This window comes from Devosia sp. Root635 (assembly GCF_001427605.1).
In the GTDB taxonomy this organism is placed as follows: domain Bacteria; phylum Pseudomonadota; class Alphaproteobacteria; order Rhizobiales; family Devosiaceae; genus Devosia.
Map to the genome: position 1 here is coordinate 39,149 of NZ_LMGZ01000020.1, position 16,434 is coordinate 55,582.

A 16,434-nucleotide genomic window follows, 5' to 3' on the forward strand; every position below is an offset into this window, starting at 1 on the left:
CGCTCCAGTGGAGCGATCTGAGGCAAGAAGGCCATGAGAGCCATGCTCGAATGGCACCTCCCGACGCGGCGGCGCCCACTGTCCTCCGGGTGCCGCCGTGACGGGGCGTGGTCGTTGTAGATGTATGAGTTTGCGCCCCCCTCCCCCTTGAGGGGAGGGTAGCGTCGCCAGGCCCGAAGGGCCGTGGCAGAGCTGGGGTGGGGGTGGACTTGCGGGCCGCTGAACGACCCCCTCCCTCAATCCCTCCCCGGGGCAGGAACGAAGCGCTTGACTGAATACCCTTCCCCGCAAGGGGAGGAACGGCACTGAGCGAGAATAGCCCATGAAAAACCAGGCCAATCCCTGGCTCACCAGCAATCTGTTCGTCCTCGGCCTGGGGCTTTTGCCGGCCGCCATACTCATCGGCGCGCTGCTCTATTTCACGGCCTGGGCCTTCGCCTTCAGCTTTACCGATCTGGCGCTTGTGGGCCGCAAGTCGGTGGAATGGAGCTGGGTCGGCCTGCAGAATTTCGAACGGCTGTTCACCCGCCGCGGCTTCCTCGAATCCCTCTGGACCACGGTTATTTTCGTCTTCTTCTCGGCCATTGTCGGCCAGTCGGTGCTGGGTTTCCTGCTGGCGGCCTTGCTGCGCGGAACACAATCCAGCATTCGCAGCGTGGTCGAGGTCTGCATCATGCTGGGCTGGCTGCTGCCCGATATCGTGGCGGCCTTTCTGTGGTCGGCCACCACCAGCCAGACCGGGCTGATCAACCAGCTCATCATCGTGCCGCTGGGCTTTCCCCCGATCAATTTCATCAACGAATATGCCCTGCCGATCGTCACCATCGCCAATATCTGGAAGGGCACGGCCTGGTCCTACCTGCTGTTCTCGGCGGCGCTGGATTCGGTATCGCGTGAAGTGGTCGAGGCGGCCAAGGTCGATGGGGCGACCCCATTCCAGCGCATCTGGCTGGTGCAGCTGCCGATCATCAGGCCGCATATCGCCACCAATATGCTGTTCATCACCATCTGGACCTTCACCTATTTCCCGCTGATTTTCGCCATGACCGGTGGCGGCCCGGGCGGCCAGACCCAGGTGCTGGCGGTGTTCCTCTACAATCAGAGCTTTTCGCGCGGCAATCTTGGCTTCGGCAGCGCCATTTCGGTGGCCATGCTGCTCATTGTCGGCCTGTTGTCGCTGGTCTATCTGCGCATGCTGCGGGAGCCGAAATAATGGAATCCACCGGCCCGTCGCGCACCACAGCCATTGCCCTGGCCTTCATGGCCGTCATCTGGATCAGCCCGTTTTCCTGGCTCTTCCTCAATGCCTTCAACCCGCTCTCTACCGGGCAACTGGAAATTCCGCGCGCCGTCGGGCTCGACAATTTCGCGCTGGCGGTCAGCGGCAATGCCGGACGGCAATTCATCAATTCCATGCTGATCGCTGCCGGCACGGCGACACTCAGTGTCATTGTCGGCATTTCGGCGGCCTATCCGCTGTCGCGGCTGCGTATTCCCGGCCGCAATGCCTTCCTCTGGACGCTGGTGCTGCTGCGCATGCTGCCTTCGGCCGGCGTGCTGGTGCCGCTTTATTTCGCCGCGCAGCGCTCGGGCCTGCTCAACCAGCTCGGCGTCATCATCGCGCTGACCGTGCTCAACCTGCCGTTTACCTTGCTGCTGCTGAAGAATTTCTTCGACACCGTGCCGATCGAGCTTGAGGAGGCGGCCTATGTCGAAGGCGCGAGCCTGCTTCAGATCATCACGAAGATCGTGCTGCCCATGTCGCGGGCCGGCATCGCCGTGGTCTGGTTCTACAGCTTTACCGGTGCCTGGAACGAGTTCCTGCTGCCGCTGATCTTCGCCCGCGTGCAGGATGCCTTTCCCATGTCGGTCGGGCTTTACGCGGCCTTCGGCCAGCAGGGCGCCATCAATTACGGGTTCCTCACGGCCTTTTCCATTATCTACGCTGCGCCGGCGGTCGGCGTGTATTTCTTGTTACGGCGCAACATGAACACAGGGTTCGCCGGTGTCGGAGTCAAAGGATGACCTATTCCAACCCCCTTTCGTCCAAACTGGGCCTGCTGGACGATGACCTCAAGATGGAAGGGAAACTCCTGCGGCTCTGCGCCGACCTGGAGAAGAAAATCCTGACGCCCATCGCCGATGCGCCGTTCCAGTGGCATGTGCTGCGCGCCGATACGACCACGGCGGCGGCCCTCGCCGATGACTGGCGCACCTGGGAAGAGTTCGGCCCTCATTCGGTCTGGGCCAAGAAGCAGGGCCATACCTGGTTTGCCGCCGAAGTCGACGTGCCCGAGGCGGCAGCGGGCCAGACGCTGGTGCTCAAATTCACCAGCCAGTGGCAGGACCGGCCGGGCTCCACCGACCCGCAATGCCTCGCCTATCTCGACGGCAAGATCGCTCAGGCGCTGGATGGCAACCACACCGAGTTGGTCATCGAGCGCAAAGCCAAGCCGGGCAGCAAGCATGTCCTGCTGGTCAATGCCTTCACTTTCTTCGACCGGCCTTTGGTCGGCTTCACGGTGGAGTTCTTCGTGCGCAACGAGAGGGCCGAAAAGCTCTATTACGACTTGCAGACCCCATTGGACGTCGCTATCCGCCTGCACCAGTCCGATCCGCGCCGCCATGCCATCCTCGCCATAGTGGACCGCGCGTTGCGCGCGCTGGACCGACGCGGCGGCCATAGCGAGGCCTTCGCCGCCTCGCTGGGCGCTGCCGAGAAGATAGCAACGGAAATCTACAAGCTGGTCGATACCGAGAACCAGCCGCAGATCACGGCCGTCGGCTCGACCCATCTCGATGTGGGCTGGCTGTGGCGCGTCATGCATACGCGCGACAAGACCGGCCGCTCCTTCGCCACGGTGCTCAACCTGATGGAGGAGTACCCCGAATTTGTCTTCATGTATAACCAGTCGGTGCTCTTCGACTTCCTGAAGAAGGACTATCCGGAGCTGTGGGACCGCCTCGTCGCGCGGGTGAAATCCGGCCAGTTCGAGATAGAAGGCGCCATGTGGGTGGAGCCCGACGTCAACATCGTCTCGGGAGAAAGCCTCGTCCGCCAGATCATGCGCGGCCGGCGTTTCCATCTCGAGCATTTCGGCGTCGATCCCAAGACGGTCTGGCTGCCCGACACCTTCGGCTATTCGGCCAACCTGCCGCAGGTGATGGACAAATCCGGCCTCAAATATTTCGTCACGTCCAAGCTGAGCTGGAACGATACCGACCGTTTCCCCTATGACAGTTTCCACTGGCGCGGCATCGACGGCACCGTTACCAAGGCCCAGCTCATCACGGCCCAGCGGCTCGAAAGCGAGCAGATTTTTACCACCTATAATGGCGATCTTTCGGTCAGCGAGACCATGGGCGCCTGGAAGCGCTACGAGCCCAAGGCGGTGCATGATGAAGTCGTCATGTCCTATGGTTATGGCGATGGCGGCGGCGGCCCGACCCGAGCCATGATCGAGCGCGGCATCCGCCTTGAACGCGGCATTCCCGGCGCCCCCCGCGTCAAGCTCGAAGGCATCGTTCCCTTCCTCGACCGTCTCGGCAAGGCGATGGACGCCAGGGGCAACCGCTTCCCCACATGGAATGGTGAGCTTTACCTGCAATATCATCGTGGCACGCTGACCTCGGTGGCCAAGAACAAGGCCAACAACCGTCGCGCCGAGCGGCTGCTGCGCGAGCTGGAATTCCTCGGCGCCATGGCGTTGACCCAGTCTGGCGCGCCGTATCCGGCGGACACGCTCGCCGAGTTCTGGGAACTGGTCCTCATCAACCAGTTCCACGATATCCTGCCCGGCACCTCGATCCCCGAGGTCTATGTCGACAGCGACAACGAGTATGGCCAGATCTTCTCGACGCTCGGTTCGCAGAACGGTCCCTGGCATTCTGCCGCCCAGGCCTTCGCCAAACCGGGGGCCGATCAGCTCCGCCTGTTCAACTTCACCGGCCAGACACGAGCGGGACTCGTGCAGCTCGCAGGAAAAGCGCAGGAAACCGCAGAGCTTGCCGGTGCCTCGCTGGCGACCAGTTCAGGGGTCGCGCCAATCCAGAAGCTGGTGTCCGCCGATGGGTCCGTCAGCTTCGCCGCCCCGGTATCCGACATGTCTCCCCTCGGCTGGACCGGGGGACAAGTTGTCGCCGGCGGCGCCGTCAACAGCACGTCGAGCCTCTCGGTTTCCGAAAAGCACCTCGAAAACGAGCTGCTGAAAATCACCTTCGACAAGGCGGGCGAAATCACCTCGGTCTTCGACAAGACGCGCCATCGCGAGACTCTGGCGGCGGGCGAAAAAGCCAATCGGCTCATCGCCTACGAAGACAAGCCAATGAACTGGGACGCCTGGGATATCGACCGATATTTCGAGGAACAGTTCTGGCCGCTGGCTGATGGCAAAGCCTTGATAGCAGTAGTAGAAACCGGCCCGCATCGTGCGGCCATCCGCATCGAGCGGAGTTACCAGGCCTCGAAAGTCGTGCAGGTCATCTCGCTGGCATCAGGCGCGCGGCAGGTGGAATTCGATACCTTTATCGACTGGCAGGAGCGCCAGACGGTGCTCAAGGCGCAGTTCCCCTTCGACCTCAACACCTCGGAAATCCGTGCGGAAATCCAGTTCGGTCATGTCAAGCGTCCGACCCATCGCAACACCAGTTGGGACAAGGCCCGCTTCGAGGCCTCGATGCATCGCTGGGTAGACCTGAGCGAATCCGACTTCGGGGTCGCCCTGCTCAATGATTGCAAGTATGCCTATGATTGCCTTGAGCAATCGGTGCGGCTGACCCTGGTGCGCGGCTCGACTTTCCCCAGCCCCGATGCCGACCTGGGCGAGCATCGCCTGCGCTATGCGCTCTTCGTGCATGACGGAGTGGCCGACCTCGCCGACGTGCATCGCGCCGCCGAGCGCTTCAACAATCCGGTGGCCGTGATTGGCTCGCTCAAGCATGCGAGCAGTCCGGCCGCGGAATTCGCCAGCTTCAGCTTTGCCAGCGCCGACCAGTCCAACGTGACGCTGGAAACGGTCAAGAAGGCCGAAAAGTCCGATGCCGTGGTGCTGCGCCTCTTCGAGCACGCCAATATCCGCGCCGAGGCGACCATCCGCTTCGGCATCCCCGTCAAGTCGGTCCGGTCAGTCAACCTGATGGAGGAGGGCGACAGCAAGCCATTGGAACTCAAGGACAATGGCGTCACCCTGTCGCTGCGACCCTTCGAGATATCAACGCTGCTGATCGAAATCTGAGGAGGCCTTCATGTCCGACGTATCGCTGCGCGGCGTCCGCAAATCCTATGGATCACTCGAGGTGGTCCATGGGGTCGACCTCGATATCAAGTCCGGCGAGTTCGTGGTTTTTGTCGGCCCCTCCGGCTGCGGCAAGTCCACCTTGCTGCGCATGATTGCCGGTCTCGAGCCCATCACCGGCGGGGATATCTCCATCGGCGGAAAAGTTGTCAACGACGTGCCTTCGCCCCAGCGCGGCATCGCCATGGTGTTCCAGAGCTACGCCCTCTACCCGCATATGAGTGTCTACGAGAACATGGCCTTTGGCCTTAAACTGGCCAAGACGCCGAAAGCCGAGTTAGATCAGCGGGTTAGGGAGGCGGCGCGGATTTTGCAGATCGAGGATTATCTCGAACGCATGCCCAAGGCGCTCAGCGGCGGGCAGCGCCAGCGCGTCGCCATCGGCCGGGCCATCGTGCGCAATCCCAAGGTCTTCCTGTTCGACGAGCCGCTCTCCAATCTCGACGCCTCGCTGCGGGCGCAGACCCGCATCGAGATTGCCAAGCTGCACGATACGCTAGACGCCACAATGATTTACGTGACCCATGACCAGGTCGAGGCCATGACGCTGGCCGACCGGATCGTGGTGCTCAACGCGGGGATTATCGAGCAGGTCGGCAGCCCGCTCGAACTCTATCGGAACCCGGTCAACACCTTCGTCGCCGGCTTCATCGCCAGCCAGCGCATGAACTTTGTTTCGGTTACGCCAACCGGTGACGGATTGTCCCTTCCGGGTAACAGACTGTTAGCATTGAGCCACCCGCAGCGTGAAAAAGCGCGCACGCTTGGGGTGCGTCCGGAACACCTGGAACTGGCGAGCCCCGAGGCGGCCCACTTCAGCGGCACGCTGTCGGTGATTGAGCAATTCGGCGAATATGCCCTAGCCTATATCGAGCTGCCCAGCGGCGACCTCGTCACCATCAAGCTCGATGGCGCGCCCGACCTGCAATTGCACCAGACGATCCATATCGGCCTGCCAGCCGAAGGCGTGCATCTGTTCGACGAAGCCGGCCGCGCCCTCCGCTAAGCTCCGTGGCCCGCGCGACGCGGGGCGCCTCGTAGATCTCCCAATAGACACGACTTTAGTCTTCTATTCATTTGAAGGCTCGGGACTTGGCGCGGCGGACCCGGTTTGGCATGATTGCCGGACTTGTTTTCGAATCACGGATTACGGGCGTTTGCGGCGCCCGTGTCACCTTCATTTTGTTATGTGATCCCGGACGGACCCACGCTGCACGCGCGGGCCCGGTTCGGTGGTTGACCTTTTGGGATGCCGACGATGACCACTGAGCCCGTACGCGACGCCTTCGATGCGGGGGGGCGCGGATTGCAGCACCAGGGGCTTCGTCGCGCCAATGAACGGGCCGTGCTGACCATCATCGGCTTCAATCCCGGCGTGTCCAATGCCGATATCGCGCGCCTGTCGGGGCTGGCGCCGCAGACCGTCTCGGCTATCCTGATCGACCTCGACGGCTTGGGGCTCATCACGCGGGGGGAGGTGCTGCGTGGGCGGCGCGGCCAGCCGGCGACCCCGATTTCACTCAACCCGGAGGGCGCCTTTTCCGTCGGCGTCGAAATCGGCTGGCGCCATGTCGATGTGCTGCTGCTCAACCTGCAGGGGCAGGTGCTGGCGCGGCGGCATCGCGACCATGATTTTCCCGACGCCACCGCGATCGTCGACGATATCGTGGCGATGACGGACGAGGTGCTGGCGACGCTGCCCGATAGCCTGCGGGCCAGGCTGACCGATATCGGGGTGGCGCTGCCGACCAACATTGCCGGCAACCTGGCGCTGGTGGTGGCACCCGAGGACCAGAAGGAGCACTGGCTGCAGCTCGATATCGCTGCGGCGCTGAAGCAGCGCATGGGGATAGCGGTGACCCTGTTCAACGACGGCAATGCCGCTTGCTGGGCCGAGCTGATCGCCTTCCCCAAGCCGCGTCCGGCCAATTTCATCTATTTCCTGATCGGCCGCTATATCGCCGCCGGCATTGTCGGCGAGGGCACGCTGTGGGAAGGCCCCAGCGACAATTCCGCCAATCTCGGCTCCATGCTGGTGGATGGCGCCGATGGTCCGCAAGTGGCCCATTTCATCGCCTCGGTCACCGCGCTGGAAAACCGGCTCGTCGCGACGGGCTTTGCCGTCGATACGCGGGATCCGGCCAGCTGGCCCTGGCAGGATTTCGGGCCGGCGCTCGACCAATGGCTGGCCGACAGCGCCAAGGCGCTGGCCAAGGTGGTGTTCAACACTATGACGGTCATCGAAAGCGGGCTGGTCCTGGTCGACAGCATCCTGCCGCCGGCCATCGTGATGCAACTGGTAGAGCGGCTGGAGGCCGAATTGCGGCTATTGCCCATTGCTTCCTATGTGCCGCCGCAGGTGCTGCCGGGGCATCTGGGCGCGCTGGCCCCCGCCATTGGTGGGGCCGAGTTGACGCTCTATCGCCGCTATTTCTCACGCACGCTGGCGGACCTGGCCGGCTGACGGCGCCGGCTCGGCATGGTTCAGCGCCTCGCGCAATTGCGCGCTGGGCGTAAACACCACCGTCTGCCGCGGCGAAATACGATGCTCGGTGCCGGTGCGCGGATTGCGGCCAAGCCGCTCGGCGCGCGAGCGCACCTGCAGCGAGCCGAAAGCGGTGAGCTTGACATTCTCCCCCGCCATCAGCGCCTCGCCCATCAGCGCAAACATGGCCTCGCCAACGGCCGCAGCGTCGGCCTTGCTGACCCCGGTTCGTCGAGCCGCCGCTTCGCTGAGCATGGCTCGCGTAATTGTCGTGTTCAATGTGCCGTCCCCCTCTTTAAGTTCATAGGAGGAAGTTATCCCCCTGTCCAGAGCTTGTGCGGCGACGAACAAATATGATCGTATCGATCAAGTTACGTTGACATATTTTAGAATGGTTATAAGCTGCGAGGCGTTCTATGAACGGATAACAAGTCGAATCATGGCTGGCCGGCGCCGACTACGACGCCCGACCAGACCGATATGAGGTCCGAAGTGAGACTGACCCGCCAATCCAATTATGCGATCCGCACCCTGGTCTATTGCGCTGTCAACGAGCCGGGACTGAGCCGGGTGGCCGACATTGCCAAGGCCTACAATATTTCCGAGTTGTTCCTGTTCAAGCTGATCAAGCCGCTGGTGGAAAATGGCCTGCTGGCCACGGTGCGCGGCCGCCACGGTGGCATCAAGCTGGGCAAGAAGGCCGAGGACATCACCCTGCTCGATACGATCCGCCTGACCGAAGAGAATTTCGCTTTGGCGGAATGTTTCGAAGATGGCGCCGATTGCCCGCTGATCGGCGAATGCGACCTCAACGGCGCCCTGCGCGAAGCGCTGGGGGCATTCTTTGACGTGCTGGCCAGCTATACCATTGCCGACCTCGCCAGCAAGAAGCGCTCCATCCGCGACCGCCTGGGGCTGAGCGCGCTGGAAGCGGTGATGGAGCCGGCGCATTAAGAACGGCTCTATCGCCGGGTTTTCAGTCGTTCTTCCCTCCCCCTTGTGGGGAGGGATCGAGGGTGGGGGTGTCGGAGGTTCCGCTACCACCTGGTATGTGGAACCTCCGACACCCCCACCCTGCTCGATTCAACGGACTTAGCTGACGCGAAGCCCTATCTCGCTTCCCTCCCCACAAGGGGGAGGGTGGGCCTCCACTCGTCGTCTCTCGCAGCGTCCCTTGGATGGGTGGTGTCGTGCGCCAACCGCTGAGTGGAGAAGGTGCCCGAAGGGCGGATGAGGGGGCTGCTGGTCTCTCTCCGGCATCGAAGCATGGGATAGGGCAGGGGGCTCCACTCCAAGGCTACCCATCGAACTGCTTTTGTCGCGCACCGCAAATTCCCGTCTGCTCATTATTATGAGTTTGACACTCATAATAACTTATGCTTTTCTCCCGTCATCGCGCGGCGGAGGTTGGGTCGAGGGGACTTCACCAACCGCCAGGCTGCCGAGACGACGGGGCTTGCTGCTACCGTCTCCCCGGGCCGGTCAGGATCCTCAACGTCCTGACCGGCCTTTTCTTTGCCCCATCCCCGATGTCATCCCGGCCTTGAGCCGGGATCCATCCCGAGATCACACCCCAGCCGCAAGGTGGATCGTCACGCTCCCACCCACCGGACCGCCCTCGGACTTGATCCGAGGGCCACTCGCAGCCCGGCGCAAGCGGCCCACAAGCACAAATCTATCCATCTTATCCACCTCTCCGGATCCGCGCGCATACTGCCCCCATCTCCCCGCAAGCTGCGCGGTCGCGACGAACGGTCGGCAGGGAGAGCCGGATGATGGGAGGGTCGCTTCCCATCCGACGGCATGAGCGAACCAGGCCCGGCCAGACTCCCAGGGTCAGACATGGCCTTTCCGTGGGCGGCTGCACTGCCCCGGAGACCTGTACGGCGCCAGCAGGGTGTGGACGGCAGGACGTCATGGGCGGTTGTAAGAAGGAAGATACCGCTGGTTCAATCGTGTCCGCCGAGTCTCCGGAACATGGGGCAGGCTCTGCTTCATTTTTCATCGCCGGACGACCGGCACCGAGGCGGTGCCTGCCCCATGTCGCAGCAACGTCAGTGAAAACCGCGTTCAGGCGGCGCTTTGGCACGCCTGTTGCGCCTTCCCTTTGACCCCTTCCTATGCTCTATCCGCGCCATGGCCGCTGCACCGCTTCTTTCGCTCCAGAATATCCATTTGACCTTCGGCGGCACGACGCTGCTTGAAAGCGCCGAGCTCATCGTGTCGCCGGGCCAGCGCATCGCGCTGGTGGGGCGCAATGGCTCGGGCAAGTCGACCTTGCTCAAGATCGCGTCGGGCGATGTGACTCATGACGGCGGCGTGCGCTTCGTCGAGCCGAGCGCCACTCTGCGTTACCTGCCGCAGGAGCCCGACCTCTCCGCTTATGCGACGACGCTCGACTATGTCGAAGCGGGGCTGGGGCCGGGCGACGATGAGTATCGCGCGCAATATCTGCTGACCTCGCTGGGGCTGACCGGGGCGGAAGACCCGAAAAACCTCTCGGGTGGCGAGGGCCGCCGGGCCGCGCTGGCACGGGTGCTGGCGCCCAAGCCCGATATCCTGCTGCTGGACGAGCCGACCAACCATCTCGACCTGCCGGCCATCGAATGGCTGCAGGCGGAGCTGGACAGTTTGCGGTCGGCCATGGTGCTGATCAGCCACGACCGCCGCTTCCTCTCCGACCTCACCCGCGCCACCGTGTGGCTCGACCGCGGCGTGACGCGCCGGCTCGACAAGGGCTTTTCGCATTTCGAGGCCTGGCGGGACTCGGTGCTGGAGGAAGAGGAGCGCGACCGTCACAAGCTCGATCGGCAGATCGTGCGCGAGGAACACTGGTTGCGCTATGGCGTGACGGCGCGGCGCAAGCGCAATGTCGGCCGGCTGGAGCGGCTGGCCGGGCTGCGGCAGGACCGGCGCGAACAGCGCAGGGTCACCGGCTCGGTCAATATGCAGGTCAGCGAAGGGCGGACCTCCGGCGCGCTGGTGGTGGAAGCCGAAGGCATTTCCAAGCGCTACGGCGAGCGGGTCATCGTCGACGATTTCTCGACCCGCGTGCTGCGCGGCGATCGCATCGGCATTGTCGGCCCCAACGGTGCCGGCAAGACCACGCTCATCAAGATGCTGACCGGATTGCTGGAGCCCGATAGCGGCACGATCAAGCTCGGCTCGGCGCTGGAACTGGCCATGCTCGACCAGGGCCGGGCCAGGCTGCATCCCGATACCCGGCTCAAGGAGGCGCTGACTGGCGGCGGCTCGGATACGCTGCAGATCAACGGCCAGCCCAAGCATGTCGTGGGCTATATGAAGGACTTTCTGTTTGGTCCCGAACAGGCCAATACGCCCATCGGCAAGCTCAGTGGTGGCGAGCGGGCGCGTGTCGCGCTGGCGCGGGCCTTGTCGCTGCCGTCGAATTTCCTGGTGCTGGACGAGCCGACCAACGACCTCGATCTCGAAACGCTCGACCTGCTGGAGGAAATGGTGTCGGACTATGCCGGCACGGTGATCGTGGTGAGCCATGATCGCGACTTCCTCGACCGTGTCGCGACCTCTGTCATCATTGCCGAGGGCGATGGCATCTGGACCGAATATGCCGGCGGCTATTCCGACATGGTGATCCAGCGCGGCGAGGGGGTGACCGCCCGCGAGCCGGTGGTGAAGGCGCATCGGGCGGGCAAGACCAGCCTGGTGCAGACCACGGCAGCGGTTTCGGCGGCGCCGAAGCGCAAGATGAGCTTCAAGGAAAAGCACGCGCTGGAAACCCTGCCCAAGACGATCAATGGGCTCGAGGACGAGATCAAGACGATCAACGCGGCACTGGCCGATGCCAATCTCTATGCGCGCGACCCGGCGGGTTTTGCGGCCAAGTCCAAGGCGCTGATAGAGGCGGAGGCCAAGCGGGCAGCGGCGGAAGAGCAGTGGCTGGAGCTGGAACTGCTGCGGGAAGAGCTGGAGGGGTAGGGGAATCGTCGGGGCAAGGTCCGTATACCTGCGACAAGATGGATTGCCCGGACAAGCCGGGCAATGACGCGAGGAGGGACAGACTTGCCCTCCTCAGTCCTTCCACTCGAATTTCGGTTCGGTCAGTTGCTGCAGCCCTTCGGGGCCTTCGCCGGTGATGCGGCGCAGCAGGACGGCGCCGAGCTGGCGACCAGCATCGACGAAATCCTCGAATACGGTCTCGGCGCCCGGCTGAAACTGGGCGAACATCTGCGAGGATTGCTTGGCCACCACATGGGCGGTCTGGCCGACCACCCTTCCGGCTTCGTTGAGGCCGCCGATGACAGCCAGGGCCGAGACCTCGGAGGCGCAGACCCAGCCGTCGGGTCCGTCGGGGCGCTTGGTGCGCTTCATCACATAATTGCGGATGGCGTCGGTCGGGCTGCCCAGGTTCACGTCGGCGGCGAATTCGTGCTCGATGCCGGCCTCGCCGGCGGCGCGGGCCATGCCGGTCTTGAGGTGATCGGTATAGGTCAGGGCGCTCTCGGGCAGCACGATCGACACCTTGCGGCAGCCCTTCTGCACCAGGCGCTTCACCGCGCCATAGGCATAGGCCTCATTGTTGAAATCGACCGAGGCATGCTGCTCGGGCCAGTTGGTGCGGCCATGGCTGACAAACGGAAAATCATTGTCGATGAGAAAACGGATGCGCTCGTCGAAACTCTCGGCCTTGGAGAAGATCACCCCGTCGGCCATGCGGTTGCGCACGATATGCTTGATCGGCTCGATCGGCTGCACATTGCGGAACAAGGGCGTGATGACGACGTGATAGGCCGTGTCGCGCACCGCCTCGGTGAGGCCGGTGACGATAGACGAGCCAAAGCCATAGATCTGCTCATCGGGCTCCAGCACCAGGGCGATGACATTGGTGCGGCCGGTCTTGAGGCGCAGGGCCGCCCGGTCGGGCAGGTAGCCGATTTCGGCGGCGATCTTCTGTACGCGGTCGCGCGTTTCCTGAGCGAGCTCGGGGGCATTGTTGAGGGCGCGGGAAATTGTGGTGACGGCAAAGCCCGTCATCTGGGCGATGGTCTTGAGCGTCGGCTTGCCGGATGGCTTGACGCCGCGCTTGCCCTTCGCTGCAGCAGGCAGGTCGTCTTCGGACACGTCGTATACCCCCCGGACCGCGATTGTTCCGCGGTGGCGCCTTGTTGAAAGCGGACAACATCAGATTGTCCGCCCCAGTTCAAGCGCTGCCAGCAGAGCCGGCGCGTTGATGGACGTATGTCAAAATATGAACGAGTCGATCAGATTTCTGGCATGCGGCTAAAGTCGAGCAGTCTTTTCCCGAAAAACTGCATCGCGTGGTCGCTGCGCGTCTAGCAATCGGCGCCAAACGCTCCTATCTTGCCGTCATGTATCGGCACTTGCCGATGCTCCGTGTCGTTCAACCCCGCAGGAAAGGAATGAAGATGTCTCCATCTATTACCTTCACTATCCATGCCGGTTGTCCGCTCGTACGCACCAACCTGCACGCCGCCAAACGGTGGCAAGGGACCTGTCGCTGCAAACGAATGTGACCTGCTGTCACGCCTTCGTCTCAGTTTTCCGATAGACCCCCAGCGTTGCCGGCCAGCATGTGCGACTCGTTTTCGCGCTCCCAATTCTGGCCCCGTGCAATGCGCAAGTGGAGCATCCACCCATGCAGGAACGCAGTCTCGACCGGGCTCAGGCCCATAAGCCAATTGTCATAGAAGTCGCCGGAGAACCGCTCGGCGTCGTGGTGCCGCATGCCGACGGCTACCGCTTCCTCGCCGTCAAGCTGCCGGCCTTCGCCATCGATGGCCAGCAGTTCGAAACGGTCGAAAAGGCGCACTTTGCCGTGTCGCAGGCCGTCCGCAAGGGCAGCGCCGACGCAGCCTGATCAATCATCATTGGTGGCGTTCAATTCGTCCGGGTGCCGGCCTTCGCCGTCCGGCGAAGACGGATCGAGCGCGATGTCGATCGCCTTGGCCAGGGCATCGACATCAATGCGGACAGCGCCGTTCTGCGCCTGCCGTTCCAGTTCGGCCCTTATCGCCGTGGCGATGGCCTGGCGGCGATCGCGTGCATCATCCATTGCCATCGATGGAAATCCCCTGCTCGTCCACGCGCACTTCAATGCCGGGGCGGGTCTGCTGCTGGTAGGTATAGATGGCAAAGCCGACGACCGCGATCAGCAGGATGGCGATCACGGCATATAGACCATTGCGATTCATGAAGAACTCCTGACGCTTGACGTGCCGGAGCAACGCGCCAGAAGCGCAAGGGTTCATTCCTGTGCGGCGATGGTGCGCAAAGCCATGACGAAGGCGGTCACGCCGATGGCGAGCAGGCCCGAATTGTCGATGATGATAGGGGTGACGCCCGACGGTACGGGCGCACTTTCGCGGGCCAGCCGCGCGGTGATCTGGTCGCCGCTTTCGCGTCCGCGTCTGGAGAGCCGCTCGGCACGGCAGGAAATTTCGGCGGTGATGAGGACCACGGCGCAGCTCGGATATCGGTCCAGCGCCTCGGCCACGATATGGCGGGAAACATTGGCGACCACGATCTTGCCCAAAGCCAGGTCGGTATCGAGGCTGAGCGGCAGGGCATAGCGCAGGTTATGCGCATCCCAGGAGAGAGCGAAACGCCCCGCCGCGTCCAACTGCCGGAAGGTCTCGGGATCCATGCTGTCATGGTCCTCGACTTCGGCATCGGTGGGGCGGGTCACGATGCGGCGCACGAAGACGAAGCGTTTGTCATTGCCCAAGGCATGGCGGGCGCCCGCTATCAGCGTGTCCTTGCCCACCCCGGAGGGGCCGACGACCAGGACAAGTGAACCGAGCGGTCGCGCCATGGGTCAGCTCACCCGCACGCCCTGCCGCCAGACGCCGCGGACGATGGGCAACCCGCCCATCACCCTGACACGCACTAGGTCGGCCCGCTTGCCGAGGGCGATTTCGCCGCGATCGTCGAGCCCGGCGGCGCGTGCCGGATTGCGCGTCACCGTGGCCAGCGCCTGTGGCAAAGCCAGTCCATCGACCCGCTGCGGCAGCACGAAGGCGGCCTGCAGCAATGCGAAGGGCACATAATCGGAGGAAAGGATATCGAGCAGCCCGGCGCGCACCAGGTCGGTCGCCGATATATTGCCCGAATGGGACTTGCCGCGCACCACGTTGGGCGCACCCATCAGGATGGCGAGCCCAGCATCATGGGCGGCCGAGGCCGCTTCCAGCGTGGTGGGGAATTCCGAAATCGCCACGCCGTCGGCAACGCCCTCCTCGACATGGAGCAGGGTCGTGTCGTCATGACTGGCCAGCGGCAGGCCCAGTTCACGGGCACGGGCGACGATATGGGCGCGGTTGGGCGCCGAGTGACGGTCATGCTCGGCCTGCCTGGCGGCGAGATAGTCGTCGAGCTCGGCCTGGCTGCGGCCGATCTTGTCCTTGTAGAAGCGCTTGTAGTCGTCGAGCGAACGGAACTGTCGCTGGCCCGGCGTATGGTCCATCACCGAAGCCAGCCGCGTATGGTTGTGCGTGGCATGGGCCTCGAACTGGGCGATGACGTCATGCGCCGGCAATTCGCAGCGCAGATGCACGAAATGCTCGGCGCGCAACCAGCCATCCTCCCGCCCCGCCGCGATGGCGCCGGTGAGCTTTTCGACATGCTCGCCCATATTGGGCAGGTCGGGGTCCGAGCCCACGCGCACCGCATCGAAGACGGTGGTAATGCCGGAGCCGATGATCTGCACGTCATGGGCATGCAGCGCCGCCATTGCGTCCCAGAACACGCCGGGGCGAGGGCGGTAGTGGCTTTCGAGATGGTCGGTATGCAACTCGACGAGGCCCGGGATCAGATAGTCGCCATCGAGATCTTCGCCCGCCTGCGTCAGGCCGGAATCGATGGCGGCAATGTTGCCGTCGCGCGTGGCGAGACTGCCCTCGATAACCTGGCCGGCCAGCACGATACGGGCATTGCGGAACCGGGCATCGATCATCAGGCGACCTCTCCCAGCTTGAAATCGGCGATACGACGGAACGGTTTGCCCGCCTCGGCTTCATGGAACAGCGACAACCGGTCGAGCAGGATGGGTTCCTCCAGCACCGGGCCGAACCAGGTGGCGGCGGCGGTCGCGATGTCGTGCGCATCACCGTCCTCCAGCCGGTCGGTCAATGTCATGTGGAAACGGAATTCCTCGAACACATAGGGATAGCCATAGGCGTCGAGCAGCTCGATCTGCCGCTCGCTGAGCCCCTTGCCGGCCCGCGCCGCGCGATCCTTGACGCTCATCGGCGCTCGCAGGGGGTCGAAATCTTCCACCACATGGGCGGCAAAATCCTGCAATGCCTCGTTCTCGCCATCGACCATCAGTGCCAGAAAACCCTGCAATGAGGCGAGCTTGAGCCGGCCGAGATCGATGGGGCGGTGGCGGGGCGCGAATTCGGCGAGGGCGGCGCGAAGGTCGGCTTCGCTGGCATCCTCGACCAGCGCCATTGGCGCCTTGATGGTGGCGTGAAAGCCGTAGCGGTTGGCCGACTGGGTGAGATTGAGCAGGCGATCGCGGTCTATGCCGGCGACGGGGCCATTGAAGAGATCGCCGTCAGCAGCATCGCGCCCGAGCCAAGTGGCGGCCCGCTCCCACAGATTGCTGGTGGCAGCAGGGGCAAAATAGATCGCGAATCGTTCTGTCATCGGAACTCC

The 16,434-nt window shown here is 63.4% G+C and carries 15 protein-coding genes; 8 read left to right on the forward strand and 7 right to left on the reverse strand.

The features are described 5' to 3' along the window. Positions 1 to 322 precede the first annotated feature (322 nt). The 5 genes from ASD80_RS13165 to ASD80_RS13185 all read left to right on the forward strand — a co-directional run bounded on the left by ASD80_RS13165 (position 323) and on the right by ASD80_RS13185 (position 7,758). Entirely contained in the window at positions 323 to 1,213 is an 891-nt protein-coding gene (locus tag ASD80_RS13165; protein WP_056233577.1) for a carbohydrate ABC transporter permease, read from the forward strand. Next, the gene (locus ASD80_RS13170; protein WP_056233578.1) at positions 1,213 to 2,025 is read left to right on the forward strand and encodes a carbohydrate ABC transporter permease; all 813 of its coding nucleotides are present in this window, start codon (positions 1,213 to 1,215) and stop codon (positions 2,023 to 2,025) included. Before ASD80_RS13165 ends, ASD80_RS13170 begins: the two co-directional genes overlap by 1 nt. Continuing rightward, positions 2,022 to 5,234, forward strand: coding sequence for an alpha-mannosidase (locus ASD80_RS13175; RefSeq protein WP_056233580.1), 3,213 nt, complete (start codon positions 2,022 to 2,024; stop codon positions 5,232 to 5,234). Before ASD80_RS13170 ends, ASD80_RS13175 begins: the two co-directional genes overlap by 4 nt. Positions 5,235 to 5,244: 10 nt before the next feature. Continuing rightward, positions 5,245 to 6,300 carry an ABC transporter ATP-binding protein gene (locus ASD80_RS13180; protein ID WP_056233582.1) on the forward strand — a complete coding sequence of 352 codons (1,056 nt, stop codon included), beginning with the start codon at positions 5,245 to 5,247 and terminating at the stop codon, positions 6,298 to 6,300. A gap of 252 nt (positions 6,301 to 6,552) precedes the next feature. Then, positions 6,553 to 7,758 (forward strand): ROK family transcriptional regulator, encoded by a 1,206-nt coding sequence (locus tag ASD80_RS13185; protein WP_162247361.1) that lies wholly within the window; start codon positions 6,553 to 6,555, stop codon positions 7,756 to 7,758. Here ASD80_RS13185 and ASD80_RS13190 read toward each other — a convergent pair. Further along, entirely contained in the window at positions 7,729 to 8,058 is a 330-nt protein-coding gene (locus ASD80_RS13190; RefSeq protein ID WP_156460448.1) for an HU family DNA-binding protein, read from the reverse strand. The two genes, ASD80_RS13185 and ASD80_RS13190, sit on opposite strands and share 30 nt — an antisense overlap. Before the next feature lie 213 nt (positions 8,059 to 8,271). On the opposite strand from ASD80_RS13190, the gene rirA reads away from it, so the two are divergent. Beyond that, the gene (gene rirA, locus ASD80_RS13195; protein ID WP_056233589.1) at positions 8,272 to 8,733 is read left to right on the forward strand and encodes an iron-responsive transcriptional regulator RirA; all 462 of its coding nucleotides are present in this window, start codon (positions 8,272 to 8,274) and stop codon (positions 8,731 to 8,733) included. Between the two features lie 1,182 nt (positions 8,734 to 9,915). After that, on the forward strand, positions 9,916 to 11,736 hold the full coding sequence (locus tag ASD80_RS13200; RefSeq protein WP_056233591.1) for an ABC-F family ATP-binding cassette domain-containing protein: 1,821 nt from the start codon (positions 9,916 to 9,918) through the stop codon (positions 11,734 to 11,736). A 93-nt stretch (positions 11,737 to 11,829) separates the two neighbouring features. Here the strand turns inward: ASD80_RS13200 and ASD80_RS13205 are convergent, their stop codons facing one another. Further along, on the reverse strand, positions 11,830 to 12,879 hold the full coding sequence (locus ASD80_RS13205; protein ID WP_082555272.1) for a LacI family transcriptional regulator: 1,050 nt from the start codon (positions 12,877 to 12,879) through the stop codon (positions 11,830 to 11,832). A 535-nt stretch (positions 12,880 to 13,414) separates the two neighbouring features. Here ASD80_RS13205 and ASD80_RS18780 point away from each other — a divergent pair. Next, on the forward strand, positions 13,415 to 13,636 hold the full coding sequence (locus ASD80_RS18780) for a hypothetical protein (protein WP_056257371.1): 222 nt from the start codon (positions 13,415 to 13,417) through the stop codon (positions 13,634 to 13,636). On the opposite strand, the gene ASD80_RS13215 is transcribed toward ASD80_RS18780, so the two are convergent. Genes ASD80_RS13215 through ASD80_RS13235 form a run of 5 tightly spaced genes read right to left on the reverse strand, consistent with a single transcriptional unit; the run spans position 13,637 to position 16,425 of the window. After that, entirely contained in the window at positions 13,637 to 13,837 is a 201-nt protein-coding gene (locus ASD80_RS13215) for a hypothetical protein (RefSeq protein WP_156460449.1), read from the reverse strand. It abuts the gene before it with no gap. After that, complete coding sequence (locus ASD80_RS18965) at positions 13,824 to 13,970, reverse strand: hypothetical protein (protein WP_200950317.1); 147 nt, start codon at positions 13,968 to 13,970, stop codon at positions 13,824 to 13,826. Before ASD80_RS18965 ends, ASD80_RS13215 begins: the two co-directional genes overlap by 14 nt. Positions 13,971 to 14,023: 53 nt before the next feature. Continuing rightward, complete coding sequence (gene phnN, locus ASD80_RS13225) at positions 14,024 to 14,590, reverse strand: phosphonate metabolism protein/1,5-bisphosphokinase (PRPP-forming) PhnN (protein ID WP_056233601.1); 567 nt, start codon at positions 14,588 to 14,590, stop codon at positions 14,024 to 14,026. Positions 14,591 to 14,593: 3 nt separating this feature from the next. Next, positions 14,594 to 15,730, reverse strand: a complete 1,137-nt coding sequence (locus ASD80_RS13230; protein WP_056233603.1) for an alpha-D-ribose 1-methylphosphonate 5-triphosphate diphosphatase — start codon at positions 15,728 to 15,730, stop codon at positions 14,594 to 14,596. Continuing rightward, positions 15,730 to 16,425: a DUF1045 domain-containing protein gene (locus ASD80_RS13235; RefSeq protein WP_056233605.1), complete on the reverse strand. Its 696-nt coding sequence runs from the start codon at positions 16,423 to 16,425 to the stop codon at positions 15,730 to 15,732. Before ASD80_RS13235 ends, ASD80_RS13230 begins: the two co-directional genes overlap by 1 nt. Positions 16,426 to 16,434 lie beyond the last annotated feature (9 nt).

Coding starts and splice junctions, on each gene's coding strand:
- ASD80_RS13215 (WP_156460449.1), bottom strand. CDS start 13,837: ATGGCAATGGATGATGCACGCGATCGCCGCCAGGCCATCGCCACGGCG.
- ASD80_RS18780 (WP_056257371.1), top strand. CDS start 13,415: ATGCAGGAACGCAGTCTCGACCGGGCTCAGGCCCATAAGCCAATTGTC.
- ASD80_RS18965 (WP_200950317.1), bottom strand. CDS start 13,970: ATGAATCGCAATGGTCTATATGCCGTGATCGCCATCCTGCTGATCGCG.
- ASD80_RS13185 (WP_162247361.1), top strand. CDS start 6,553: ATGACCACTGAGCCCGTACGCGACGCCTTCGATGCGGGGGGGCGCGGA.
- ASD80_RS13200 (WP_056233591.1), top strand. CDS start 9,916: ATGGCCGCTGCACCGCTTCTTTCGCTCCAGAATATCCATTTGACCTTC.
- ASD80_RS13170 (WP_056233578.1), top strand. CDS start 1,213: ATGGAATCCACCGGCCCGTCGCGCACCACAGCCATTGCCCTGGCCTTC.
- ASD80_RS13235 (WP_056233605.1), bottom strand. CDS start 16,425: ATGACAGAACGATTCGCGATCTATTTTGCCCCTGCTGCCACCAGCAAT.
- phnN (WP_056233601.1), bottom strand. CDS start 14,590: ATGGCGCGACCGCTCGGTTCACTTGTCCTGGTCGTCGGCCCCTCCGGG.
- ASD80_RS13165 (WP_056233577.1), top strand. CDS start 323: ATGAAAAACCAGGCCAATCCCTGGCTCACCAGCAATCTGTTCGTCCTC.
- ASD80_RS13175 (WP_056233580.1), top strand. CDS start 2,022: ATGACCTATTCCAACCCCCTTTCGTCCAAACTGGGCCTGCTGGACGAT.
- ASD80_RS13180 (WP_056233582.1), top strand. CDS start 5,245: ATGTCCGACGTATCGCTGCGCGGCGTCCGCAAATCCTATGGATCACTC.
- ASD80_RS13230 (WP_056233603.1), bottom strand. CDS start 15,730: ATGATCGATGCCCGGTTCCGCAATGCCCGTATCGTGCTGGCCGGCCAG.